The 22,982-nt window shown below is 62.0% G+C and carries 23 protein-coding genes; 13 read left to right on the top strand and 10 right to left on the bottom strand.

Going from position 1 to position 22,982, the window contains the following annotated elements; translation table 11 throughout:
* Position 1 precedes the first annotated feature (1 nt).
* The 3 genes from HKK57_RS12540 (at position 2) to HKK57_RS12530 (ending at position 4,735) form a co-directional block, all read left to right on the top strand.
* The gene (locus HKK57_RS12540) at positions 2–850 is read left to right on the top strand and encodes a MaoC family dehydratase (RefSeq protein WP_169390238.1); all 849 of its coding nucleotides are present in this window, start codon (positions 2–4) and stop codon (positions 848–850) included.
* 312 nt (positions 851–1,162) lie between these two features.
* Complete coding sequence (locus tag HKK57_RS12535; RefSeq protein ID WP_237150392.1) at positions 1,163–2,884, top strand: collagen-like triple helix repeat-containing protein; 1,722 nt, start codon at positions 1,163–1,165, stop codon at positions 2,882–2,884.
* 168 nt (positions 2,885–3,052) lie between these two features.
* Positions 3,053–4,735, top strand: a complete 1,683-nt coding sequence (locus HKK57_RS12530; protein ID WP_169390237.1) for a ShlB/FhaC/HecB family hemolysin secretion/activation protein — start codon at positions 3,053–3,055, stop codon at positions 4,733–4,735.
* A gap of 180 nt (positions 4,736–4,915) precedes the next feature.
* Here HKK57_RS12530 and HKK57_RS12525 read toward each other — a convergent pair whose 3' ends face one another.
* The 3 genes from HKK57_RS12525 to HKK57_RS12515 are packed head-to-tail and all read right to left on the bottom strand — an operon-like array spanning position 4,916 to position 5,785.
* Positions 4,916–5,104: a Flp family type IVb pilin gene (locus HKK57_RS12525; RefSeq protein ID WP_029297585.1), complete on the bottom strand. Its 189-nt coding sequence runs from the start codon at positions 5,102–5,104 to the stop codon at positions 4,916–4,918.
* Positions 5,105–5,148: 44 nt separating this feature from the next.
* The gene (locus tag HKK57_RS12520) at positions 5,149–5,541 is read right to left on the bottom strand and encodes a response regulator (protein WP_029297587.1); all 393 of its coding nucleotides are present in this window, start codon (positions 5,539–5,541) and stop codon (positions 5,149–5,151) included.
* 55 nt (positions 5,542–5,596) lie between these two features.
* On the bottom strand, positions 5,597–5,785 hold the full coding sequence (locus tag HKK57_RS12515; RefSeq protein ID WP_029297589.1) for a Flp family type IVb pilin: 189 nt from the start codon (positions 5,783–5,785) through the stop codon (positions 5,597–5,599).
* 327 nt (positions 5,786–6,112) lie between these two features.
* On the opposite strand from HKK57_RS12515, the gene cpaB reads away from it, so the two are divergent.
* The 8 genes from cpaB to HKK57_RS12475 are packed head-to-tail and all read left to right on the top strand — an operon-like array spanning position 6,113 to position 13,543.
* On the top strand, positions 6,113–7,060 hold the full coding sequence (gene cpaB, locus HKK57_RS12510; RefSeq protein WP_169390236.1) for a Flp pilus assembly protein CpaB: 948 nt from the start codon (positions 6,113–6,115) through the stop codon (positions 7,058–7,060).
* 19 nt (positions 7,061–7,079) lie between these two features.
* Positions 7,080–8,282, top strand: a complete 1,203-nt coding sequence (locus HKK57_RS12505) for a type II and III secretion system protein family protein (RefSeq protein ID WP_029297593.1) — start codon at positions 7,080–7,082, stop codon at positions 8,280–8,282.
* A complete protein-coding gene (locus HKK57_RS12500; protein WP_029297595.1) occupies positions 8,279–9,472 on the top strand; it encodes an AAA family ATPase in 1,194 nt (397 codons plus the stop codon). The genes HKK57_RS12505 and HKK57_RS12500 overlap by 4 nt, the downstream gene beginning before the upstream one ends.
* Positions 9,469–10,740, top strand: a complete 1,272-nt coding sequence (locus HKK57_RS12495) for a CpaF family protein (protein ID WP_070994311.1) — start codon at positions 9,469–9,471, stop codon at positions 10,738–10,740. Before HKK57_RS12500 ends, HKK57_RS12495 begins: the two co-directional genes overlap by 4 nt.
* Positions 10,741–10,750: 10 nt before the next feature.
* On the top strand, positions 10,751–11,632 hold the full coding sequence (locus HKK57_RS12490; RefSeq protein WP_169390235.1) for a type II secretion system F family protein: 882 nt from the start codon (positions 10,751–10,753) through the stop codon (positions 11,630–11,632).
* A gap of 1 nt (position 11,633) precedes the next feature.
* Positions 11,634–12,521 (top strand): type II secretion system F family protein, encoded by an 888-nt coding sequence (locus HKK57_RS12485; protein WP_070994310.1) that lies wholly within the window; start codon positions 11,634–11,636, stop codon positions 12,519–12,521.
* Positions 12,522–12,531: 10 nt separating this feature from the next.
* The gene (locus HKK57_RS12480; RefSeq protein WP_169390234.1) at positions 12,532–13,251 is read left to right on the top strand and encodes a tetratricopeptide repeat protein; all 720 of its coding nucleotides are present in this window, start codon (positions 12,532–12,534) and stop codon (positions 13,249–13,251) included.
* Positions 13,252–13,270: 19 nt separating this feature from the next.
* Positions 13,271–13,543, top strand: a complete 273-nt coding sequence (locus HKK57_RS12475) for a DUF3613 domain-containing protein (RefSeq protein ID WP_169390233.1) — start codon at positions 13,271–13,273, stop codon at positions 13,541–13,543.
* Positions 13,544–13,719: 176 nt separating this feature from the next.
* Here HKK57_RS12475 and HKK57_RS12470 read toward each other — a convergent pair whose 3' ends face one another.
* Positions 13,720–14,502, bottom strand: a complete 783-nt coding sequence (locus HKK57_RS12470; protein WP_169390232.1) for a response regulator transcription factor — start codon at positions 14,500–14,502, stop codon at positions 13,720–13,722.
* A 125-nt stretch (positions 14,503–14,627) separates the two neighbouring features.
* Complete coding sequence (locus tag HKK57_RS12465; protein ID WP_169390231.1) at positions 14,628–15,101, bottom strand: prepilin peptidase; 474 nt, start codon at positions 15,099–15,101, stop codon at positions 14,628–14,630.
* Between the two features lie 72 nt (positions 15,102–15,173).
* On the opposite strand from HKK57_RS12465, the gene HKK57_RS12460 reads away from it, so the two are divergent.
* Positions 15,174–15,611 carry a TadE/TadG family type IV pilus assembly protein gene (locus HKK57_RS12460; protein WP_029297611.1) on the top strand — a complete coding sequence of 146 codons (438 nt, stop codon included), beginning with the start codon at positions 15,174–15,176 and terminating at the stop codon, positions 15,609–15,611.
* Positions 15,608–18,352: a PAS domain-containing sensor histidine kinase gene (locus tag HKK57_RS12455; protein ID WP_169390230.1), complete on the top strand. Its 2,745-nt coding sequence runs from the start codon at positions 15,608–15,610 to the stop codon at positions 18,350–18,352. Before HKK57_RS12460 ends, HKK57_RS12455 begins: the two co-directional genes overlap by 4 nt.
* Here HKK57_RS12455 and HKK57_RS12450 read toward each other — a convergent pair.
* The 5 genes from HKK57_RS12450 to HKK57_RS12430 all read right to left on the bottom strand — a co-directional run bounded on the left by HKK57_RS12450 (position 18,349) and on the right by HKK57_RS12430 (position 22,845).
* Positions 18,349–20,286 carry a pilus assembly protein TadG-related protein gene (locus HKK57_RS12450; RefSeq protein ID WP_169390229.1) on the bottom strand — a complete coding sequence of 646 codons (1,938 nt, stop codon included), beginning with the start codon at positions 20,284–20,286 and terminating at the stop codon, positions 18,349–18,351. The genes HKK57_RS12455 and HKK57_RS12450 overlap by 4 nt on opposite strands.
* Positions 20,287–20,564: 278 nt before the next feature.
* Positions 20,565–21,122 carry a DUF4136 domain-containing protein gene (locus tag HKK57_RS12445; protein ID WP_029297617.1) on the bottom strand — a complete coding sequence of 186 codons (558 nt, stop codon included), beginning with the start codon at positions 21,120–21,122 and terminating at the stop codon, positions 20,565–20,567.
* A 45-nt stretch (positions 21,123–21,167) separates the two neighbouring features.
* The gene (locus tag HKK57_RS12440) at positions 21,168–21,770 is read right to left on the bottom strand and encodes a DUF4136 domain-containing protein (RefSeq protein ID WP_029297619.1); all 603 of its coding nucleotides are present in this window, start codon (positions 21,768–21,770) and stop codon (positions 21,168–21,170) included.
* Positions 21,771–21,794: 24 nt separating this feature from the next.
* A complete protein-coding gene (locus HKK57_RS12435; protein WP_169390228.1) occupies positions 21,795–22,544 on the bottom strand; it encodes a methyltransferase domain-containing protein in 750 nt (249 codons plus the stop codon).
* Entirely contained in the window at positions 22,537–22,845 is a 309-nt protein-coding gene (locus HKK57_RS12430) for a MazG-like family protein (protein WP_092233183.1), read from the bottom strand. The genes HKK57_RS12435 and HKK57_RS12430 overlap by 8 nt, the downstream gene beginning before the upstream one ends.
* Positions 22,846–22,982 lie beyond the last annotated feature (137 nt).

Below are 22,982 nucleotides of genomic sequence, written 5' to 3'. Positions count from 1 at the left end.
TATGCTGTGGTACACATTACCTCGCAGCCCGGCACTGCCGCCGCTGTATTGGCGCGCCGCACTCAAGCGCAAGATCACCGGCACCACGCTGCCCGACTCAGGGTTGCATTGCCGGGTGCAGGTCAATCCTGCGGCAGTGACGGCCTACCGCAAGGTCTGTGGGTCTGCCGAGAGCCCGATGTTGCCGGCGACTTATCCACACATCATGGCGTTCGGCCTGCAGCTGCAACTGCTGACGGCACCGCAGTTCCCCTTCCCGCTGCTAGGGCTGGTGCACTTGAGCAACCGTATCCGCGTGTTTCGCCCCATGGGCGGGGTCAGCGATGTGCGGGTCAGTGTGCATACGCGCAACCTGCAACCCCACGCCAAGGGCGCGACCTTTAACCTGATCACCACCGTCGAGGATTCCCTGGGTTTGCTGTGGGAAGGTGAAAGCCAAATGCTCTGTCGCGGGGTGAAACTCGATGGCGAGGTACCGGAGCAATCCCTGCCAGCGCCCAGTACGGTCAGCGAGCTGACTCGCTGGAAGGCACCGTCCGACATCGGTCGGCGGTATGCCCGGGTATCCGGCGACTACAACCCGATCCACTTAAGCGCCCTGACCGCCAAGTTGTTCGGCTTCCCCCAGGCGATCGCCCATGGCCTGTGGAACAAGGCGCGCACTGTGGCGGCCCTGCATGAACATCTACCCGCGGCGAACATCGAGATCTACGTGGAGTTCAAGAAACCGGTACGCCTGCCTGGCGAGGTCATCTTGTTGAGCAGTGCCCCCGGTTCCAGCGGCGAGTTGCAACTCAAGGGCGCTGGCGATATCGAGCATATGCTCGGCAAGTGGCAGCCGATTGCCTGAAAACGGGTTAACCGGCTGATTAATTGTATATATACAACCTAAGTTATAGCGGGCTATCGATAGCCCGCTAACTTATTCAAGTCATTGATTTACATCGCATCACATTTAACAGAAACCTCACTTATATACCGTTGGTATTAATCACCAAGACGCATATCCGTGCCTGTATATAAATCGTTAATACCAAGTTGAGCGTTGCGACAAAGAGTGCCGAGGACTGTTATAGCCACAACGGACGCAAATATTGCCTGCTGAAGAACGGGTGAACTTGCGAGACCAACAAAGGCTGTACCAGGTGCTAAGGAACTCATCATGAAAACTCAAGTCGTGTTGTGGAAGGCAAGTACTGCATTGGCCCTTATCTTGGCGATGAGCCTGGGAGGCTGCAGCAGTGGTGGTGGCGGTCATAAGAGCAGCGTTGCATCCTCGTCCCCGGATGCTGGCGCCGGTACCGGTGGTGGTGACGGCGGCGGCACGGGTGGCGGCGACGGTGGTGGTACTGGCGGTGGCACGGGTGGCGGCGACGGTGGTGGCACTGGCGGCGGCACAGGTGGCGGCACCGGCGGTGGCACTGGCGGCGGCACAGGTGGCGGCACAGGTGGCGGCACCGGCGGTGGCACTGGCGGCGGCACGGGTGGCGGCACCGGCGGTGGTACTGGCGGCGGCACAGGTGGCGGCACAGGCGGCGGCACAGGTGGCGGCACTGGCGGCGGCACCGGCTCGACTACCAGCCCATTGGTCACTGGTCAGATTGCGGCCAATCTGGGCAGCACCCTCGGTAACGTCGGTACAGCGATCGGTGGCATCGGCACAACCGTTGGCGGCGTTCCGGTAGTCGGCACTGCCGCAGGCGGCCTGGTGACCAGCGTGGGCACCGCGGTTGGCAGCGTCGGCACTGGCGTCGGCACTGGCCTGGGCTCCCTGGGCACCAACAGCAACTCCGTAGGCGTTACCGTGGCCGGTGTGGCCAACGGCGTTGCCGACCTGGGCACGGGTGTTTCGAACACCGGCAAAACACTCTCGACTACCCTGGGCGGTATCCCGGTAGTCGGCGGCCTTACCGGCGGCGTCGGTGGGGCAGCAGGTGGCCTGGTGGATAAAGTTGGCCAGGCAGTCACCATGCTCGGCGATACCTTGAGTACCGCCAGCACCACCGGCCCACTGGGATCGGTCACCAACACCCTGGGCGGCAAAGTGCTGGTGCCTGTGGTCTCGCTGGTGGAAAACACCACCGGCAACCTGGGTAAAGCCACCGGCCTGGGCAACCCGGTCAATGGCCTGTTGGATAAAGTCGGCTCTACCGTCACCGGCCTCGGCACTCAGGTGGCAGGCGCAGGTGGCGCTGGCAACCCAGTGACCGGTGCCGTGGGCAGCGTGCTCAGCGGTGTCGGTGCGGTAGCAGGCACTGCGGGTGGTTATGTGGCACCGTCTGCCGGTACCGGCAGTGGCAGTGCCCCGGCATCCGGTCTGCCTGAACTGGTGGGCGGCCTGGTGGCCAACGTCGGTAACGGCCTGAATGCGGGCAACACCAACGGCACCGTCAGTGCAGGGGGTGTGGCAGGTGGCGCACTGGGCAACACCGTGGCCTCGCTCGGCACAGTAATCGGTGGCAATGGTGTGGCCAACACCGCGGCAACCGCACCGGTAGCAGGTCTGGCGACCAATGTGGGCGCGGCGCTTAACCCTGTGACTTCGGGTGTCAGCAGCCTGACCCAGAACATCGGCACCACCACCGGCATCGGCGCACCGGTCAACGGCCTGGTGACTCAAGTGGGCGGCGCAGTCAGCAGCCTCGGCGGCAACATCACTGCAGCCAATGCCAACCCAATCACCAACACTGTAGGCCAGACCGTCAACACAGTCGGTGGGGTGGTGTCCTCGGTCGGTGGCCTGGTAACCGGCGGCACCAGCGGTAGTGGTGGTGGCTTGCTCGGCGGCCTGAACATCAACGCCAACGCCAATGCCACGGCGTCTGGATCGGCCACTGCAAACACCGGCGTAGGTGGCCTGCTCAAGGGCCTGACCGGCAAGTAGAAGAATTGCACCTGGCCATTAGACGGCCTCCTCTACAGCGCCTACGCTTGGTTGAGACGAGAGATTCCAATGGGTCTCTCGTCTTTTTTATTGGAACTCCCGAACCGTGCCCAAGAACCCGGCGGGAACCTGCGAAATGCCGCTGCAGTTTTGACCATGGAGTGTCCTATGCGCGTTTTGACGCCGTTGTTATTGCTCACCCTCAGCGCTTACGTCCACGCCGAGACCCTACCCAGCTTCCTCAACAGCAACGACACCATCCGCAACCTCCCCGTACCCAACCTGCCGGCCGACGCCTACCGCCCGGTGACGCCGCAGACCCAGCTACCAGAGACCCCGGCCGCACAAGCGCAACCGTTGCTGATGGACACCAAAGTCACCATCCGCAAACTGCAGATCGAGGGCGGCACCGTGTACCCGCTGCAGGAAGTCGCCCAGGTTTTCGAGCCGTTGATTGGCCATGAAACCAACCTTGCGCAACTGATCGAAGCCACCCGCAGCATCACCCGTCGCTATCAGCAGGACGGCTACCTGTTGTCCTACGCCTTCCTGCCCGACCAACGCTTCGAGCAGGGCCTGGTGCGGGTGGTTTTGGTCGAGGGCTACATCAAGGACTACCAAGTGCAGGGCGACATTGGTTCGGTCTCGGGCTACGTCGACAAGCTGGCGCAAAAGCTCCAGGCCGAACGCCCGCTGACCCGCAAGACGTTTGAGCGTTACACCACCTTGATGGGGCGGATTCCCGGCGTGACCCTGCAAGCGCAAGTACCGCCACCGGGCACCACCGACGGTGCCGCGCATATGAATATCCAGGCCAGCCGCAAACCGTTTACCAGCAGCATGAGCATGACCGACGACAGCCGTGGCGGCCTGCAAGCCCTGATCGCCGGCACCAGCAACTCCCACACTGCAATGGGCGAACAAGTGAGCCTCAGCGGCCTGTTCCCGCCGGGGGAAGACAAAGAGCGTTACTACCGGCTCGACTACAGCCAGTTCATCAATGCCGAAGGCACGCAATTGAGCCTGTATGGCGCGCGCTATCGCAGCGACCCGAGCACCCGTATCCGCCTGGACGGCGGCTTTTCACTCAAGCCGCACCGGGAGAACGACCGCTTCTCCATCGGCCTGAGCCATCCGCTGATCGCCTCGCCCAGCGAGTCCCTGACCCTCGGCACCCGCTTCTACGGAGTGAACGACCGGACCCGCTATCAACTGGTGGGTTACCCGCAACGGTTCGACGTAGAAACCGACCTGCGCGCACTGGCCTTCGAAGGAGACTGGCGCAAGGCCGACGATCGCCAATTACGCATCCTCAGTGCCGGCCTGTACCAAGGCATCGACGGCTTGGGGGCCAAGACACGCAGCGACCTGGAAGGGATAAAGTCTGACCTGGACTTCTTCCGCCTGCGCCTGTCCGGGGTACAGAGCGACAAGTTCTTCGACAATTGGCAAGGCGTGCTCTCGGCAGCGCTGTACTGGAGCGACGCCACCTTGCCCGACAGCGAACGCGCAGTGTTCGGCGGGCAGAATTTCGGGCGTGGTTACCCGGATGACCAGGGCTCGGGCGACAAGGGCTGGGGGGTGGCCTACGAGGTCAACTACAGCTACAACCGCAGTGGCGACTGGGTAAGGATCGTGCAGCCCTACATCGTGCTCGACCGTGCCAAGGCGTGGTTCAACAACTTGCCGGTGAAAGATAGCGACATGTCCTCTGCCGCCATAGGCCTGCGGTTTGGCGATGCCAAGTACTACAACATTGCGTTGGAGGCGGCCAAGCCGATGTCGGATATGGCGCTGGACAGTTTTAACCGGCGGCCGCGGTATACGTTGAGTTTCAGCTATCAGTTGTAGGGGTGGTTTGAGCCAATAAAGGCGCGCTGACCTGTGGAGAGGGGGCTTGTCCCCCGTTGGGCTGCGCAGCAGCCCCAATAAGACTTACTGATTTTTATCAGCCACACCGAAGTGGCCGGTTTTGGGGCTGCTGCGCAGCCCAGCGGGGGACAAGCCCCCTCGCCACAATAGCCGCCGTACTCAGGTCAGCGCATCCCCCACCTTGCCAAAGAACGTCGCAATCTGAGGCCCCAGCAACTTCCCGGCCGCCAGTACCACCAACGCAATCACCACAATCAAAATCACATATTCAATCGCCGTCGCACCGTCCCGTCGGCGCACTAACAGCATCCACCACGTGCAAATCCTCAGCAGCAGGGCAGGCAACATAGAACATCTCCTCAGATGGGCGCTACGGACTGGCCAACTGCTCCCTACGCCCTGGGAAACAGATTGTTTAGGGTATCGATCAAACGAACCAGGTAGATGGGTTTGCGAAACAGGTCCAGGACCTGCAAGCGCAACATGTCACTGACGTCATCCATTTCGGCATGACCCGACATGACAATCACGGGCAGGTGCTGGCGTGAGGTGTGCTCACGCAAGCGCTTGATCAGGGAAATGCCGCTTTCCTCAGGCATGCGCAAGTCAGTGATGACCAGCGCAATATCAGGATGCAGTGTCAGCTCCTGTAGTGCATCCGTGACGGAGCTGGCACAGAAGCAAACAAAGCCCTCGTTCCCCAGCGATTCCGCCAGTTCTACGAGGGCATCTTCTTCGTCATCCACCAACAGGATCTGCTGGCGGCTCGTCACAACAGCGTTCATGAGCAATACCTTCCAAGACAATCACTGATGGGCTTGCTCAAAGCGCTGTTGCCAATCAGGTCAAGGCTGCCCCGACTTTAGCGAACATGGCCGCGATCTGAGGCCCAAGCAATTTCCCTGCTGCCAATACGACTAACGCAATAACTGCTACGAGGATCACATACTCGATCGCCGTAGCGCCCTCTTTGCGATGAAACAGCAGTTGGAGTTGAAGGTAGAGCTTCATCATGAAGGTAAGGAACATATGACTTCTCCTTTGCGCTTACTTGCGCAGATCGCGGTACTGCACGGTGATTGCTGCGTGCCACTAGAGCATTGTCAACAAACCCCACATCAACAACTGTAAGAACGGATTAATCACAAAGTAGTAGTCACAACACTGGCGTCATAAACCCGCGTTTTCAGGAGGCATGTCGATAGTTCCAAAATAAATCGTGATGGCTAATGGCATTTTGTCCTAGCTCGGCTACCGTCAAATAGCGAAATCGTTAGATGTTCATAGCTGCCTGGTTGCGAAATAAACTCGTTGGGAAAAACGGGCCCGTAGTGCAACAGGAAAGGGAGAGCCTTCATGAACAGTCGTGTCAGCATGATCCTGGCCGGGTTGTTATTAATCGGTGCGCTATTCGCAGGCTATTGGGGGCTGGTGCTGAGTCGCCCGCCTGAGCCGGTTGTCGAACCGTCGCCATCTGGCGTTTCCGTGGAAAAAACCGTCGCCGCCGTCGAAGACCAGACCCGCCAATCGGTAGTGGTCCTGGCCCATGATGTGCCGCCGTATATCGCCCTCACCGCCGCCGACCTGACCCTGGAAAGACTGCGCACGGCACCGGCCGGCAGCCTGACCAGCCTCGACCAGGCCATCGGCCGCACGCCCTTGAGAGCCCTGCCTGCCGGTACTTGGCTGGATGATTCGAGCTTCAATGCCGGTGGCCCCCTGGCCCGCATGATCCGCCCTGACGAACGCGCCCTGGCGGTCGCCGTCGATGAGGTCATCGGCGCCGCCGGCCAGTTGAGCCCCGGGGATTTTGTGGATGTGCTGCTGTTCCTGCGTCCGGAAGGCACCAACCCTGAGGCCACGGCCCAGGTCATCTTGCCGGCCCTGCGCCTGCTCAGTGTGGGCGATAACCTCGGCCCGACCAACGATGGCAAGCCGGCCGTAGCCCCGCCCACCACCGATGAAGAAAAGGCCCGCCAGGCACAACGCCAGGCAAGCCCGCCACGGACCGTGGTGTTGGCGGTGCCACAACAGTTGATGAGCCGTTTGATGCTGGCAACCAGCGCCGGCACCTTGCGCCTGGCCGTACGCAGTGCCGATGAGCAGTTGTTGAGCCAGTACTGGGCCGGCAACAACGAGGCCCCCGCCAACCTGCAAAGCGCTAATCGCGAGCTGTACCAGTTCACTCAACTGGCGATGCTCGGGGCCCCGAAAAGAGTCGCGCAAGCCGGGGGCGCCAACGAAACCAGGCGCTCCGGCATCGAGGTCATACGTGGTAACCAAGCGACCCAACAAAACCCCTGATTGAGCAAGGATGCCCTGAATGCGCCAACGTTTCGCACCTGCGTTCACTCAAATGGCCTGGGCCTTGATGCTGTCCAGCCTGCCTGTCGGCCTGGCATTCGGCGCCTCGGACACCTGCAGCAACCTGGGTGCTCTGCCGGCCGTGGTCGAGGTCGGCGAAGGCTTGCAGCAAAACCTGCAGTCACCGGTGGCGATCACCCGGCTGGCCATTGGTGACCCCAAAATCGCCGACGTACACCTCAATGGTGACCGCGCGTTCCTGCTCACCGGCGTTGCCTCTGGCGCCACTAGCCTGATGGTCTGGACCCGTTGTTCCAGCGCCCCGCGCCAGAGCATGGTGTTCGTCAAGGGCAAGGCCAGCTCAAGCCTGACCAGCATGGCCCTGTCGCCCTCCGACGACCCGTCCCTGCCGAGCCAGGTGCAGACCGATATCCGCTTTGTGGAAGTCAGCCGCACCAAGCTCAAGGAGGCCAGTACCTCGATCTTTGGCGGCACGCGCAACTTCCTGTTCGGTAGCCCGCGCACCGCCGGGATGAGCCTGCCGCTGGATAACGAAAGTTTTAACATCGGCATTGGTGGTGGGCGTTTTTCGGCGGTGATCAATGCCCTGGAACGCAGCGGTTTTGCCTACACCCTCGCGCGTCCGAGCCTGGTTGCCATGAGCGGGCACAGTGCGACCTTTCTGGCCGGCGGCGAAGTGCCGATCCCGGTGCCCAGCGCCGGCAGCGACACGATCTCCATCGAGTACAAAGAGTTCGGCATCCGCCTGACGCTGACCCCGACCGTGATCGACCGCACGCGGATTTCCCTGAAGGTGGCGCCGGAAGTCAGCGAGCTGGATTACGCCAACGCCCTACAGGTAGAGGGCATCCAGGTGCCGGCCCTGACCGTGCGCCGCACCGACACCACGGTGTCCCTGGCCGATGGCGAAAGCTTTGTGATCAGCGGCCTGATCAGCAATAACAACCGCTCCACCATCAGCAAGTTTCCAGGCCTGGGCGATATCCCGATCCTCGGCGCGTTTTTCCGCGACAGCAACGTCAGCCGCGAGGAAAAAGAGCTGCTGATGATCGTCACCCCGCACTTGGTCCAGCCCCTGGCCGCCAACGCACGCCTGCCGTCCCTGCCCGGGGAAAAACTGCGCACCTACGACCCCAACTGGTATCGCCTGTACTTCCTGGAAAACGGCAACTTCGACCGACGCACAGGACTTTCCCAATGAGCGATAGCCTGAGCCAGACGTTCCTGGCAATCACCCGCAACACCACCGACCTGGAATGGCTGCAAGGCGCCCTGGCGCCCCTGGGCCAAGTGGTCAGTGCCGGTGGTGGCAGCCTTGATGAACTGTTGGCCCTGGTGGACGTGACCTTCGCCAACCTGGTGTTCGTGGGCCTGGACCGCGAGCATGTGGTGGCCCAGAGCGCCTTGATCGAAGGTGCCCTGGAAGCCAAGCCCATGCTGGCCATCGTCGCCCTGGGCGACGGCATGGACAATCAACTGGTGCTCAACGCAATGCGTGCCGGCGCGCGGGATTTTGTCGCCTACGGCTCACGTTCCAGCGAAGTCGCCGGCCTGGTGCGACGCCTGAGCAAGCGCCTGCCACCGGTGGCACACAACGCACACCTGGGCGGCCTCACCGTGCTGTATGGCACCCAGGGCAATGCCGACGGCGCCCTGCTCGCCAGCCACCTGGCGATGGTGGTGCAAAAGAGTGGTCAACAGACCCTGCTGCTGGACCTGGGCCTGCCCCGTGGTGACAGCCTGGCGCTGCTGGGCCTGGAAAGTTCGTTCAACTTTGGCGATGCACTGCGCCACCTGCGCCGCCTGGACACCACCCTGATCAACAGCGCGTTCACCGCCACCGAGGGTGGGCTGCGCATCCTCGCCTATACCGAAAGCGACGAGCCGCTGGAAATGACCAGTGCCGCCGAGTTGTACATGCTACTCAGCGCCCTGCGCCAGCACTTCCAGCACATCGTGGTGAACCTCACCGGCCAGCGCGACAGCGAAGCCTTGCGCACCTTCGTCAGCCATTGCGACAAACTCTTGTGGTGCACCGACCAGAACGTCCTCGACTGCCGGCGCAACCTGGCGGTACTCAATCAGTGGCGGGAAAAAGGCATGAAGCTTGATCATGCCAAGCTGCTGGTGGACCGCTACCTCAAAGGTGCCGCGCCGGACACCGATGCCCTGGAAAAGAGCTTCGGCCTGGAGGCCATCGCCGTGTTGCCCTTCAGCCCCGAGGTGCGCCTGAACGCCAAGAACCAGGGGCAAACCTTATTCAGCCTGGCGCCCCGGGAGACCCTGACGCAAAACCTCAAGACCCTCGGTGAACGCCTGGCCAAGCGCTCCGAAGGTCTGGAAAAACCCTCCACCCGCTGGTTTGATCGGCTGCTGGGGACTCCCAAATGAGCAGCGAAAAACTCTTCGGCGCACCCGCCCGTGGGCTTAACAGTGCGGTGGATCACGACGGTCTGAAACTGGTGCTGCACCGCTACATCATCGACGCCATCGAAGAGTCAGGCAAAAACCTGCTGGAAGGCTCGCGCCAATCCCTGGCGCAATTTGTCATCGACAAGGTGTCGGAATACATCACGCGCATGCACCTGGCGATTTCGCGTTATGAGATGGAGCGCCTGGCCGAAGAAATCGTCGATGAGCTGACCGGTTTCGGTCCGCTGGAAGTGTTGTTGCGCGACCCCTCGGTGACCGAGATCCTGGTCAACGGCCCGCACCGGGTATTTGTCGAGCGCGACGGCCTGTTGCACCAGAGCGACCTGCGTTTTATCGACGCCCATCATGTGGAGCGGGTCATGCAACGCATCCTCGCACCGCTGGGCCGGCGCCTGGATGAGTCATCGCCGATGGTCGATGCCCGGCTGCCCGATGGCAGCCGGGTCAACGCGATCATCCCGCCGATTGCCCTGGACGGCCCGTGCCTGTCGATTCGTAAGTTTCGCAAGGACATGCTCAAGAGCAGCGACCTGGTAGCGATGCAGACCATCGACCAGGCGATCTTCGAGTTTTTCCAGGAGGCGGTCGGCAAGCGCTGCAATATCCTGATCAGCGGCGGCACCGGCACCGGCAAGACCACCCTGCTCAATATCCTCAGCCAATTGATCAACCCCCATGAACGCCTGGTGACCATCGAAGACGTCGCCGAACTGCAACTGGGCCACCCCCACGTGGTGCGCCTGGAAACCCGCCCGCCGAATGCCGAAGGGCATGGCGAGGTAAAGGCCAGCGACCTGATCCGCAACGCCCTGCGGATGCGGCCGGACCGCATCATCCTCGGCGAGATCCGCGGCGTGGAAGTGCTGGATGTGATGACCGCAATGAACACCGGCCACGACGGTTCCATGAGTACCGTGCACGCCAACAATGCCCAGGACGCGCTATTGCGCCTGGAAACCCTGGTGGGCCTGACCGGTCGCGTGGTCGCGGAGAAAACCCTGCGCCAGATGATCTGTGCGGCCTTGGATGTGGTGATCCAGCTGACCCGCATGCCCGATGGCCGGCGCTGCGTCAGTGAAGTGGTGGAGGTCGTGGGGGTGCGCGATGACGTGTATGTCACCAACACCCTGTTCCGCCATGACCGGCGCACCGGCTTTGGTTTCCTGCGCGAGGCGGTCAACCCGGCGGGTGACAAGCTGCGCCGCGAATCGGCCTTGCCGCTATAGGAGCGTCACCATGACCGGCGCCATCTTGATGTTCAGTTGCGTGATCCTGATTGGCGTGTCGCTGCATCTGTTCCTCAGTGGCCTGCGCCAGGCGGAAACCGATCGGGTCCTGGAGCGGCTCGCCGAAGGGCAACCGCTGCTGGCCGAAGAGCGCGGCCGCTGGGTCGGCCTGGAGCGCATGTTCCAGCGCGCGGGCCTGGGCAAGCCCACCGACAGCCTGGGCCTGTGGGTGACCTGCTGGGTGTTGGGCGCGCTCCTGGGCTTGCTGGTGTGGAGCTGGGTCGGGTTGGCCGCAATGTTAGTGCTTCCGCCCCTGATACTGCGGCTGTACATCGCCTGGCGCTATCGGCGGCGGGTTAAACGGATGGTCGAACAATTGCCGCAAGTCCTCGACCACACCGTGCGCAGCCTGAAATCCGGGCGCACCCTGGCCGATGCCCTGCTGGGTGCCATCGACAGCACCGAGGCGCCTTTGAAACCCGCCATGGAGCGTATCCAGCGCAACGTGCAATTGGGGGTCAGCCTGCCCGAGGCCGCCAGTGATTTCGCCGAATTCTACGAACAGGACGAGTTCCGCATGCTCGCCCTGGGACTCAAGGTCAACCACCGCTACGGCGGCAACGCCAGTGACTTGCTGGAGAACCTGATCAAGGTCATCCGCGAACGGGAGCAAGGCGCGCGGCAATTGCGCGCCATGACCGGCGAGACCCGCGTCACCGCCTTTGTGCTGGCCGGCATGCCGATTGCGATGGTGGGCTATTTCATGCTGATCAACCCCGGCTACCTGCTGACCATGTGGAACGACGACAGCGGCCGCTACATGCTGCTGGCCGCGCTGACCATGCAGGTGCTGGGCTGCCTGACGATGTGGCGCATGTTGCGGAGTATTTGAGATGGTTCTGCTGATCAGTGCCTTACTGTTTTTGGCTGCGCTCGTGCTGATCGCCGGCCAGTTGCTGGGCCAGCGCCGCCGCGAGCGCCTGGTCAACCAACGCCTGCAAGGCCAACTGGTACGCGGTGACCGCCTCGGCACCCTGCTCAGCCAGTTTGGCAGCAGCCAGCTGGCCCAGCGCTCGGTGAGCATGGATAACGAAACCCAGATCCTGCTCAACCGTGTGGGCTGGCGCAAAGCCAACCAGCGCTCGATCTTCGCCGCCTGCCAGATTGGCGTGCCGTTGGTGCTGGCGGGCGTGGTGCTGTTGGGCCAAGAGCTGCTCTTCCCAGGTTCCGACTCCCCTTGGATCGCGCCCCTGCTCGGCCTGGGCGTGGGCTACCTGATCCCCAAACGCATCCTCGCCAGTGCGGCCAGGGCCCGCCAGCAGCAAATTTCCCGCGAGGTGTCGACCTTCATCCCGCTGCTGCGCATCTTGTTCGAGTCGGGCATGGCGGTTGAGCAGTCCCTGCGCGTGTTGAGCGTTGAGGCGCAGCGCCTGCTGCCGGCGCTGACCCAGGAGTTGCGACTGATCCTGGCACGGGTCGACTCGGGCCTGGAACTGAGCGAGGAACTGGGCAAGACCGCCCGGCTACTGGCCGTGGACGAGTTCACCGACACCTGCATCATTTTGCAGCAACTGATCCAGCAGGGCGGCGGCGCCATGAAGTCGCTGCTGGCCCTCAAGCAACTGCTCGATGACCGCCGCCTCACCCGTTTGCAGGAGTTCATCTCGAAGATGTCGGCCAAGATGTCGGTGGTGATGATGGTCTTCCTGTTTCCCGCTTTGTTGATTGTGCTGGGGGGGCCGGCATTCATTGCGATCTCCCGGGCCCTGAGCAGTTTTTGAGGAGCGCTCGATGAAAGCACTGATTGCAGGCCTGAGCCTGCTGATGCTCGGCGGCTGTGCCAGCAACGGCCAGATGCCCTGGTCGGCGCTGATGACCCCGGGCAGTTGCACCAAGCCCAGTTCCGAGCAGGAGTTGTCATTGAACCTGGCCGACGACATGGCCAATGAAGGGAAGATGCACGCCAGCCTGGCCAACCTGCAAAGCCTGCCGGAGTCTTTGCCGCAAGTGCGCCAGCGCAAGGCCAAGGTCTACCGCCTGCTGGGGCGCAGTGAAGCGCAACCGCTGTACCGCAGCCTGCAGGGCACCTGCATGGCGGCCGAAGGTGAGCACGGCCTGGGGCAACTGGCGGCGGCCCGTGGCGACAACGAGCAAGCCCTGGCCCATATGCAACGGGCAGCGCAACTGGCGCCCACCGATGAAAAAATCCGCAACGACCTGGGGGTGGTCTACCTCAACCAACGGCGCCTGGAAGAGGCGCGCTTTGAATTCATGACGGCCATGGAGCTCAAGCAAAGCGATCAACTGGCGGCCGTCAACCTGGTGACCCTGTTGATCTATCAGGACAACTGGGGCCAGGCCGCGCAACTGGCCAGCCAGGTGGGCCTGAGCCCCGAGCAGGTCACCGAGGCCCAGGCCCGCGCCGAGAAGCTCAAGGCCGGCACGCCAGCCGCCAAGGCCAACGGCCAGGTCGCGGCGGCCAGCGATGCACCGCCCGTACTAATCAAGTAAGCGCTTGAAGGAGTCGATGATGAAATTCCATTACCTCGCCAGCCTGACGCTGCTGGCCCTGCCTCTGTCAGTACAGGCCATCGAGCCTGGGCCCTCGTCCAAGGCCCAGCAGGAAACGGAGAACTGGCTGGGGCTGCAAGTCCACGGGCAAGCCGCCTCGCCCACGGTGCAAAGGGCAACGCTCGCCGAGCGCGAACTGGCGCTGCAGCGTTTGCTGGAAAGCAAGAAATTCGCGATCCCCGAAAAATTCAACGAGGATGGCGCAAGCGCAAGCTCGGGCGGTAGCAAATAATCTAGGCGACCTCACGGCCACTGGAGAACTATCGGATGTACCCCACTCAAAATGTGGGAGCGGGCTTGCTCGCGAATGCGGCATGTCAGTCAGCCTATCTGGCTCTGACCCACCGTATTCGCGAGCAAGCCCGCTCCCACATTTGTTTTGTGCATGTCCTGAGTAATCAGTAATCCTCAGTGCGCCGTCACCCGTTGGCGCAATGCCGAATTGCTCGGCGACAACGCCAAAGCCAGTTGGGTGCGGTTGTGCATATGGGTCAGGCGCAACACCTGGGACACGTACAGCTTGACCGTGTTCTCGGTGATGCCCAGCTCACAGGCGATCTGGTAATTGGTCTGGCCCTTGCCCACCAGCCTTGCGACGTCCAGTTGCCGGGGTGACAACTGATTGAAGATCGCCGGCACCTCCAGGCGCTCGCCCTCCTCGCCTGCCCCGTCGCCATCGGCTTGTGGCGCCGGACCGCGACGGACCTTGTCCAGGTCCTGGTACAAGTCGTCGATGGATTCAGAAAGGTATTGCAGCTTCTGGTTCAGGTTGCCCAGGTGCAGGTTCTTGTGGCGCTCCTCCAGCGCGGCCTCCTGGCGCTGCAACCCTTCGAGCAATTCGTTGAGGTTGATCGGCTTCTGGTAATAATCGGAGATACCCACGCGCAACGCCTTGATCACGTCCTGCTTGTCGGCCCTGCCGGTCAACATGATGGCTTCGAATGCCCGCTGCTTGCCGGCGATTTTCTGCAGGGCCTGCACCAACTCGATACCGTCCATATCCGGCATATGCAGGTCACACAGCACCAGGCCGATCTGCGGGTCTTCACTGAAGCGTTGCACCGCCTGCTGGCTGGAGTCGCAAGGGACACAGCGATAACCGCTGCTTTCAAGAAATTCGCAAAGCTCCTCCACGATCAGCGGCTGATCATCGACCACGAGCACTTTTACTGCAGACGTAAGCTTGTTCACGCGCTACTCCATGCCTGGCAAGCCAAAAATTGACCTATCCGTTCCGAAGAACCTTCCTACTTGCTGTACAAATAAACGTAGACGTACTTTCCGACTATGTACATAGCGATATAGAGCCCCCGCGACTAATGGAGCACCAGCCAGGCCAGGGTGAAACCCACTAAAAGAAACGGCGCAAAGGGCAATTTTTTTGACGGATCCACCACCAGATAACCCAGGCGCGCCCTAACGCCTTGACTGGCAAGTGGTAACAGCCGCGGCCCGTACACCAGCCAGGCGACATTGGCTACACCGGCACCTATCAGCGACCACAACAGGTAGGTCGAATTCGACGCCAGCGCCAACGCCGCGAGCAACTTCACATCACCGGCGCCCAGGCGCCCGAGGGCGTAGCCCGGCAACGTCAACAGTAGCGCCAGGACAAATGCCCACAGCCCTTCAGACCTGGACGTACCAAGCCAGGTGCTGCCACTCCACAGCAGATAGAGCAGCGCCAGCAGCAATGCGCCGAGGGTCAGCCGATTGGCAATCAGCCGCTGGCGAACATCCTGCACCGCACACAACACCAACCAGACAAAAACCACGAGGCCTTGGATCACGTAAAAACCGTCCCTTTTTGCTGATTGATTCTATGCTGATATCAGGTAGTAGCAGTCAGGGTAGTCGCAGTGATGAAAACCAGCCTCCCTAGAAAGCAAAAAGGCGCCGTCGCCATCGAATTTGCCGCGGTGTTCGTGATCTTTTTTGCGGTGTTCTATGCCACGGTCAGCTACAGCCTGCCGCTGTTGCTATTGCAGTCGTTCAACCAGGCCACGGCCGAGGCTGTGCGCCGCAGCGTGGCATTGGACCCCAGTACCCCCAACTACAGCGCGGCGCTTATCCAGCGCGCCACGCAAACCGTACAAAGCCAATTGCAGTGGATCCCCGCAACCTTCCAGTTCCAGGCGGGCCATATCAAGCCGACCTATACCGCAGGGGTGCTGACCGTCGAAATCAACTACCCCTCGGCCAATCTCAAGAACGTCCTGCCGTTTATTGTCCTGCCGGGCATTGGCACCGTCCCCAGGTTGCCGACCACGCTGCATGCCCAGTCGAGCCTGCAATTTTGAACTCTGGTGACAAAATCTTCGGCCGGCTGCTGGGCCGCAGCAACACCCAGGCCCTGGAGACGCCCGCCAGCCCACCCGCGCCGGGCTTGCACCTGCGCCTGGATCAGCAAGGTCATGTGCTGGACATCAGCCGTGCACTACAGCAACACCTGGCCCGCCACCTGGGTAACCAGGCTCAACCGCTGCTGCGCGACCTGCTGTGCCTGCCCGGCGCTTTAAGCATCGAAGGCACACCCGCCGACTGGCAGCGCCATAGCATGGACCTGGACTTCCAAGGCGCCGGCGACAGCATCTTGCACACCCGTGGCTGGATCGAGCCGGACGCCGATGGCTGGCTCCTGCGCCTGACGGATATCAGCGACCTGCTGACCGGTCGGCAATTGGCCCAGCAGCGCGAACAGAACCATCAACTCGCCAGCCAGATGAGCGAGCAACTGCGGGTGTGCAGCCTGACGCGCCTGCCCCAGGTCTTCAGTGAGCACCTGCGCAGCCTCGCCCAGCGTTGGCGCATCCCATGCGTGGCCATGGTCCTGCTCGACCAACAGGACCAGGACTGGCTGGTGTATTGCAGCTACAGCGCCCATGACGCGCCTCAGCTCTGGGAGCCGGGCCAACGCCTCGGCACCTGCCTGGACAGCCTCAACGGCAACACCCCACTGAGCCTCAAAACCCTGCAGGGCCGCAGCGAACACCCGCGCCTGCACAGTGTATTTGGCAATGCCGAAGGCCTGCTGGTGCCATACCGCGATAGCCAGGGCGTCGCCGCCTGGTTGCTGTGCGGCTTCTACAGTGGCCACCCCGACGTCAGCGAACGCGACTGGCTGAACCTTGCCGCCGCCCTCGCCGCACCACTGCTCAGCCGCCTGCGCGAGCAGCGCCATCACCAGCAGCTGGAACGGGTTGAAGCCTTGCAAGGCCTGCTCGGCACCGGCTGGTGGGAACTGCTGGCCAGCGGTGAAGAGATCCTGCTGGCGCCGCAACTGATGCGCAGCCTGAGCCCGGAAGATGCGCCGACCAAACAGGTGCTGGGCAACTGGCTGGAGTTGATTCACCCCGCCGACCGCCAGGAGCTCAACAGCCGCCTGCAAGACCTGCAAACCCTGGGCAAACCGCTACTGACCAGCGTGCGCCTGCTGCGCAGCGACGCCAAGCAGAACCCCATCTGGTACCGCGTACAGGGCCAGGTGCTGGGCACCGGCGAACATCGGCGCTGGATCGGTTTCATGCTCGACATCAGCGACATCAAGAACCAGCAACTACAGGCCGCCGCCGCCCATGCCCGCCTGGACAACCTGATCGCCAGCTCCCCGGCGGTGATCTACGTGCAGCGCTACGTCAACGGCGCGCTGCACCCGGCATTCTTCAGCGACAGCCTGCTGCCGCTGCTGGGCTGGACCCTGGCCGAATGCACCCACGACACCTCCGTGGAATGGGTACACCCCGAAGACCGTGACCTGTACTTCGAACGCACCCGGCAATTGCTGCGCGAAGGCAGCGTGCGCAGTCGCTACCGCGTGCGCGATCGCCAGGGCAATTACCACTGGCTGCTGGACGAAGCCAAGCTTTTGCGCGACGACCTTGGCTTGCCGGTGGAAGCCGTCGGCCTGTGGCTGGACGTCACGGAAGCGACCCTGGCGGCGCAACAGATCAAGGACAGCGAAGAGCGCTATCGCATCCTCGTCGAAGACTCGCCGGCCATGATCTGCCGCTACCGCCCGGACCTGACCCTGACCTTCGGCAACACGCCCCTGGCCAACTACCTGGAATGTACGCCGGCACAATTGCCAGGGGTCAACCTGGGCCACTGGTTATCTGAAGAACAGCGCAACGCCTTCGTAAAACGCATCGGCCAGTTGAGCCCGGAATTCCCCGTCAGTACTGCCGAAATCAGCCTGCAACTGCCGGGGCGCGAACATGCGTGGTGGGTGTGGTCCGACCGTGGCGTGTTCGACGAACACGGCCAACTGCAGGAAATCCAGGCCGTGGGCCGCGACAACACTGAAGTGCGCCGCTCCCAGCAGCAACTGACCCAAAGCGCAAAAATGGCCACCCTCGGCGAAATGGCTACCGGCCTGGCCCATGAGATCAACCAACCGCTGAACGTGATGCGCATGGCCATCGTCAATGTGCTCAAGCGCCTGGGCAACGGCGACGTACAGATCGACTACCTGACCGAAAAACTCCAGCGCATCGACGCCCAGGTCCAGCGTGCGGCCAGGGTGGTGGACCATATGCGCGTGTTCGGCCGCCGCTCGGAGGTCGAGCAACAACCCTTCGACCCGGCCCAGGCGGTGGAAGGTACCCAGTCACTGCTGGGCGAAGGCCTGCGCGGCAAGGGTGTGGACCTGCGCATCACCCCCATGGACTTCAGCGCGCAGGTCAACGGCCATGTGGACCAACTGGAACAGGTACTGATCAACCTGGTAGTCAACGCCCGCGACGCGCTGATGGCACGGCACGAAAAAAACCACGACTTCCACCCATGGATCGCGCTGTACAGCGAACACGACAGCCGCCATGTGCGCCTCTTTGTCGAAGACAACGGCGGCGGCATCGATGCACGGTTGCTGGAGCGCATCTTCGAGCCGTTCTTTACCACCAAGCCGATAGGCGTCGGCACCGGGCTGGGGTTGTCGGTGAGCTACGGCATTGTGGAAAACATGGGCGGACGCCTGAGCGTCGCCAACAGCGAACACGGCGCGCGGTTTTGTGTGGAGTTGCCGGTGGTGGGTGGGAGTTAGATGACGAGGTAGGCGCGGCCCATGTGGCAGGTGAGGTTGGCGCCGACGTCTGCGTTGCCCAGGTTTATGCCCAGGGCAGCCAACAGCGTATTGACGATAGGGTCCAGCAGCGGGGATAAAAGCCCTTGAACGAGCCCGACAAGGGTTGTGGTGATCGTGGCCAGGAGCGCCGCGACACCCGCCAATGCTCCATTCGGAATCGCCGGGGCGGGAGGCGGTGCGTACGTCACCTGAAGTCCATTCAACGTGCTACCCAGACTGTTGATGATGTTGACACTGGAAATACTTTTGTAGGTCGGCGGGAGGTTCATTTCTGCCACCGGGGAATAAAACAGGCTTTCTGTTCTCTGCCCTACAGTTGATTGCGCCTTTAACAAAAACCCGCCGCCGACATTGGCTTTGCGTGGGTCGCAGCCTCCCAACAAAGTGCAGTGCTGGGTACCGATATCAATGAGGCGGACCGGCTGGACATCCACTGGTGTCGATGAGGAGAACGCCTTGGCCGGGTCAATTTTACCGACTGCCAGGGTGGCCAAAGAACTGGTGGCCTGGGCAGTTAATGTCTTGGTTGCGGAGGTTGCACAGGTGAAGTCGGTAACATGGCTTTCGCCACTGGCAGCCTCGATGTAAATGTCCAGCGTGCTGGCAATATCAATATCTGTGCGCTCGCAAGACAGGGCACATAAAAGAGCATTTACGATAGCTGCCAGATCCAGATTCAAAAGCCCCTTCACTACCTTGATCACCGGGTCGGTCAAGCCTGCCAGCCCCGATATCACAGAAGAAACCGTCCTCAAAATCGGCGCATCCACCGAGATCAACGTGCGTACTTGTGCAGTGCGCACGGAAATCTGATTTGTCCCCGTAGCCAAGCCAGCCTTGGCCAGCGCGGGGTTGCCGATGGCGGATAGCTGTGGCGGCTCCATGACTTTGGTTTTGACTGAGAAGGTGGCGACCAGTGGCACGCTCAATTGAAAATCTGCCCTCACCAAACTATTGCCATTGGAGAGCTGGGCCACGCCCTGCAGCAACTGGAACAACTGCACATCCGTATTCAAGGCCGCTGTGGGCGTGCCCGTCGCGACATTTAACAAATCGCCCAGTTTGAGCACCTTGGTATTCGGTGCGATGGCTTCGATGGCAAGCACGTTGGTGATCGTCGCCGCGACCGCGGAACCGTTGGTTTGGAGCACCTTGACCGCCGCGTCGATCAATTGCGTCGCCGAAACCGCGGTGTTGAGCAGCGTCGCGTAGTCACCCGCCGCCACATTCGCTTGAATAGCCAGTTGGTCCAGGTAACTGAGCAGGTTCACATTGGTATTGATCAAGCCCTGCCAACCCACGGCGGTCAGGGACAGGCCACCACCAAGCAAGCCACCGATGGTTTTGTTCAAGATGTCTGATTGAGCCGAATTGACCGTCAGCAGCGAACTACGAATCGTCAATTGCGCCACCGGCGGCGCCAGCGCCGCCACCGCTGTCGCAGTCAACGTAGTACTTGCGTTGTACGTCCCGCTGAACAACTTCCACACCCCATTGGCGATACCCGTGGTGACGGTGCGGCTCGCGACTACGCGGATGGCCTCATTCTTGGTGGCATCCGCCGTAAAGACACGGGTGTTGAGGCCATTGGTCAACAACGTCCCACACGTCACCGCCAGGGCGCGGCTGGGGTCGTTGGCGACGACGGTGAAGCCATTGCGGGTGGCGTTCTGCTTGGCGTAGTCGACGGCGGTGGTGCTGCCTGCACACTGCCCGCCGCGGTTGGCGGCTTCCAGGGCGGCGGTGTCGGCAACGGCCTGCAGCTTGCGTTTTTCCAGGTACAGGCGACCGCTATCGACCACCAGCAACAGAAATACCAGGGCCAAGGCCAAGGTCCCGGCGAACACCAGACCGATTGCGCCACGTTGGCCAGAACGAAGTCGGGGAGACATCGAGCACTCCTTTGCCGGCGAACTGCCGAGCGCTTACTCTCCTGTAATGAACAGCAGTGTAGACAAGGCTTGGAAGGTGCGCTGGCAAGTTGCCACTTTGGCGACTGACGGAACCCTCAAGGCCACACACAACACCTGTGGGAGCTGGCTTGCCTGCGATGCGGGCGCTGCGGTGTAACAGGTACACCGCGGCGATCCCATCGCGGCCTCGCTGGGGCTCGACGGCTCCCACATTTGATCGGTGTTTGTGACACAGATCGGGACTGGCCGAGTAAGACTTACCGTGGCGGGTAGTTGGACAGCACCTTGGTCACCGTCGCCCGGATCGCCGCGCTGCGGTCTTGGGGGCTGGGGGAGCTGCTCATCATCTGTTCATCGCTGCCGCGCCACACCAGCTTGCCGTCCTTGCCGTCGAGCAGGTCGATCTGGAGGGTGGCGACCTTATAGGTGACGTTGCGCGTTTCGTTGTACATCGGCGCGCCCCAATAGCCATTCCACGGTCCACCCCAGGCGCCGCCGTAGTTGGTGGTGACTTGTTGCTGGCGATCTTCGACGATCAGGTAGGCCTGCACGTTCACGTCAGCCTTGGCCCCGGGGGCGGCCGGGCGCAGGCCGCGTTGGTCGAGCTGGTCGGCCACCGCCTGGCGGATGCGCTGTTCGGTAAGGTCACTCTTGATCCGCGGATCGTCAGGACGGTACTGCAACGCCGGATCTTTCCAGGCCCAGCTACGGTAGGCACCAAAGTCGCGGCTGGCGTCAAAGTCGTGGTTGACCTGATTGGTCTGGCAACCGCCCAGCAGCACGGCAAAAGCGAGCAAAGCGATACGACGCAACATGGTAGTTCTCCAAAGGGCAAACCGAACCTGAGATGAGAATAGCTGTTAACTCGGAGGATACGCCGTCATCGCCTTCTGCACAGCCTGGCGCAAGGCATCACCACGTTCACTCAAGCTGCCCTGGCTGCCCGTTTCGGCGCTGGCGCTCCACACCGGCTGGCCCGTGCGGGCGTCGAACAGGTTGACGCGCACCACCACGACCTGCACTTCATAGGTGCGCACAATCGGCACCGAGTTGTACATGCCGTAGCCGTTGCCATAGCGATTGTAGCCACCGTAGCCATAGCCATAATCGTCCTGCACCTGGCGCAGGCGCTTTTCCAGGTGCACGTCGGCGCTGACCAGCAAGTCCGGCGCACGCTGGTCATGTACCGGGCGCAGGCCGCGCTGGTCGAGGGCACCGCTGACGGCTTCGGCGATCTGCGCAGGATCGGCCCAGGCCGAGCCCGCCGGCAATTGGCCGTTGCGCCAGGCCCAGTTGCGGTAGGCGCCATAGTCGCGCACCGGCGCCGGGTAGGCGCTGGCGTCAAAGGTGTTGGCGGCCTGGGCAGGCGCCGGCGGCATGGGCTTGGACGCCGCAACATACGGGTTGTTGCTGGAGCAGGCACCCAGCCCCAGGCACAGCAGGATCAATGCACAGCGCTTCATTTCGATCTCCGCAGACTGGGCCGCTTAAACCGGACGGCAGATCCAGTGCAAATAACGCCCAAGTCCGGCAAAGCTTGGGTGACGACGGTGAGCGAGTTCCATCTCCAACAAGTCCTGCAAATCGGCGCGGGCCTGGAATTCCACCGGCATGTAGTCGTGAAATACCCGTACCCCGCTCTGGCTTTCGACCTGCCACAGGCCTTCAAGTTGCGCCGCCAGTTCACGCGGGTCCAGGGGCTGTTGCGGGGTCAGGCTCTGTTTTTCGCCGGCCATGTCGTTCTTGCGCATCTTGCGAAAGTGGCCCTTGAGCAAGTTGCGATAAATCAACGCATCACGGTTATAGAACGCCAGGGACAACCAGCCGCCCGGCGCCGTCAACTGGTGCAGCACCGGCAGGATCGCGTGGGGTTCAGCCAGCCATTCCAGCACGGCGTGGCACAGCACCAGGTCATAGGGCTCGGTGAGCTGACCCAACAGCTCCTGCCACGGTGCCTGGATGAAGGTTGCCGTCTGCCCCGCCTCGGCGAAACGCTGGCGGGCGCCTTCAAGCATCGGCTCGGCGGGTTCGGCCAACGTCACCTGATGCCCGCGCTCGGCCAGCCACAGCGACATATGGCCCAGGCCTGCGCCGATATCCAGCACGCGCAAGGGGCGATCCGGCAGGGCCTCGATCAGGTCGGCCTGCAACACGGCCAGGCGAATCGCGCCCTTGGCACCGCCGTAGATCTTCTCGGCAAATCGCGTGGCCAACTGGTCGAAATGACGATCACTCATGGGCAAACCGCCGTTCGTTGTCAGCCAGCTTGGCGCTTACCACCTGGTTCATATCCAGGCCCAGCTCACCGCACAGCAGCAGGAGATAGAGCACGATGTCACCCACTTCCTGGCCGGCGTGGGCGAGTTTGTCGGCGGGTAACTGGCGGGATTGGTCTTCGCTCAGCCACTGGAAGATTTCTACCAGTTCAGCCATTTCGACACTGGCGGCCATGGCCAGGTTTTTCGGGCTGTGGAACTGTTTCCAGTCGTTGTTATCGCGGATGCGATGCATGCGTTCGGTAAGGTGTTCGAGATTCATGGGGGGCTCCTGAAGAGGTATAGCTTCGGGCTCAAGGGCGGGGATGGCAAATAAATTTGCGGCGCGCTCAAGGCCGCCATCGCAGGCAAGCCAGCGCCCACATTTGACGTTATTCAAAAATCAAACTGTGGGAGCTG

The organism is Pseudomonas sp. ADAK21 (genome assembly GCF_012935735.1).
Lineage (GTDB): Bacteria > Pseudomonadota > Gammaproteobacteria > Pseudomonadales > Pseudomonadaceae > Aquipseudomonas > Aquipseudomonas proteolytica.
This window is presented reverse-complemented; position numbering and strand designations above follow the sequence as displayed.

Bases quoted from the DNA above. Each gene is read 5' to 3' on its own strand.
- HKK57_RS12515 (WP_029297589.1), bottom strand. From the start codon at position 5,785: ATGTTCCTTACCTTCATGATGAAGCTCTACCTTCAACTCCAACTGCTG.
- HKK57_RS12430 (WP_092233183.1), bottom strand. From the start codon at position 22,845: ATGAATCTCGAACACCTTACCGAACGCATGCATCGCATCCGCGATAAC.
- cpaB (WP_169390236.1), top strand. From the start codon at position 6,113: ATGAACAGTCGTGTCAGCATGATCCTGGCCGGGTTGTTATTAATCGGT.
- HKK57_RS12495 (WP_070994311.1), top strand. From the start codon at position 9,469: ATGAGCAGCGAAAAACTCTTCGGCGCACCCGCCCGTGGGCTTAACAGT.
- HKK57_RS12440 (WP_029297619.1), bottom strand. From the start codon at position 21,770: ATGAAGCGCTGTGCATTGATCCTGCTGTGCCTGGGGCTGGGTGCCTGC.
- HKK57_RS12485 (WP_070994310.1), top strand. From the start codon at position 11,634: ATGGTTCTGCTGATCAGTGCCTTACTGTTTTTGGCTGCGCTCGTGCTG.
- HKK57_RS12445 (WP_029297617.1), bottom strand. From the start codon at position 21,122: ATGTTGCGTCGTATCGCTTTGCTCGCTTTTGCCGTGCTGCTGGGCGGT.
- HKK57_RS12535 (WP_237150392.1), top strand. From the start codon at position 1,163: ATGAAAACTCAAGTCGTGTTGTGGAAGGCAAGTACTGCATTGGCCCTT.
- HKK57_RS12450 (WP_169390229.1), bottom strand. From the start codon at position 20,286: ATGTCTCCCCGACTTCGTTCTGGCCAACGTGGCGCAATCGGTCTGGTG.
- HKK57_RS12500 (WP_029297595.1), top strand. From the start codon at position 8,279: ATGAGCGATAGCCTGAGCCAGACGTTCCTGGCAATCACCCGCAACACC.
- HKK57_RS12520 (WP_029297587.1), bottom strand. From the start codon at position 5,541: ATGAACGCTGTTGTGACGAGCCGCCAGCAGATCCTGTTGGTGGATGAC.
- HKK57_RS12435 (WP_169390228.1), bottom strand. From the start codon at position 22,544: ATGAGTGATCGTCATTTCGACCAGTTGGCCACGCGATTTGCCGAGAAG.
- HKK57_RS12490 (WP_169390235.1), top strand. From the start codon at position 10,751: ATGACCGGCGCCATCTTGATGTTCAGTTGCGTGATCCTGATTGGCGTG.
- HKK57_RS12505 (WP_029297593.1), top strand. From the start codon at position 7,080: ATGCGCCAACGTTTCGCACCTGCGTTCACTCAAATGGCCTGGGCCTTG.
- HKK57_RS12475 (WP_169390233.1), top strand. From the start codon at position 13,271: ATGAAATTCCATTACCTCGCCAGCCTGACGCTGCTGGCCCTGCCTCTG.
- HKK57_RS12525 (WP_029297585.1), bottom strand. From the start codon at position 5,104: ATGTTGCCTGCCCTGCTGCTGAGGATTTGCACGTGGTGGATGCTGTTA.
- HKK57_RS12460 (WP_029297611.1), top strand. From the start codon at position 15,174: ATGAAAACCAGCCTCCCTAGAAAGCAAAAAGGCGCCGTCGCCATCGAA.
- HKK57_RS12540 (WP_169390238.1), top strand. From the start codon at position 2: ATGCTGTGGTACACATTACCTCGCAGCCCGGCACTGCCGCCGCTGTAT.
- HKK57_RS12530 (WP_169390237.1), top strand. From the start codon at position 3,053: ATGCGCGTTTTGACGCCGTTGTTATTGCTCACCCTCAGCGCTTACGTC.
- HKK57_RS12480 (WP_169390234.1), top strand. From the start codon at position 12,532: ATGAAAGCACTGATTGCAGGCCTGAGCCTGCTGATGCTCGGCGGCTGT.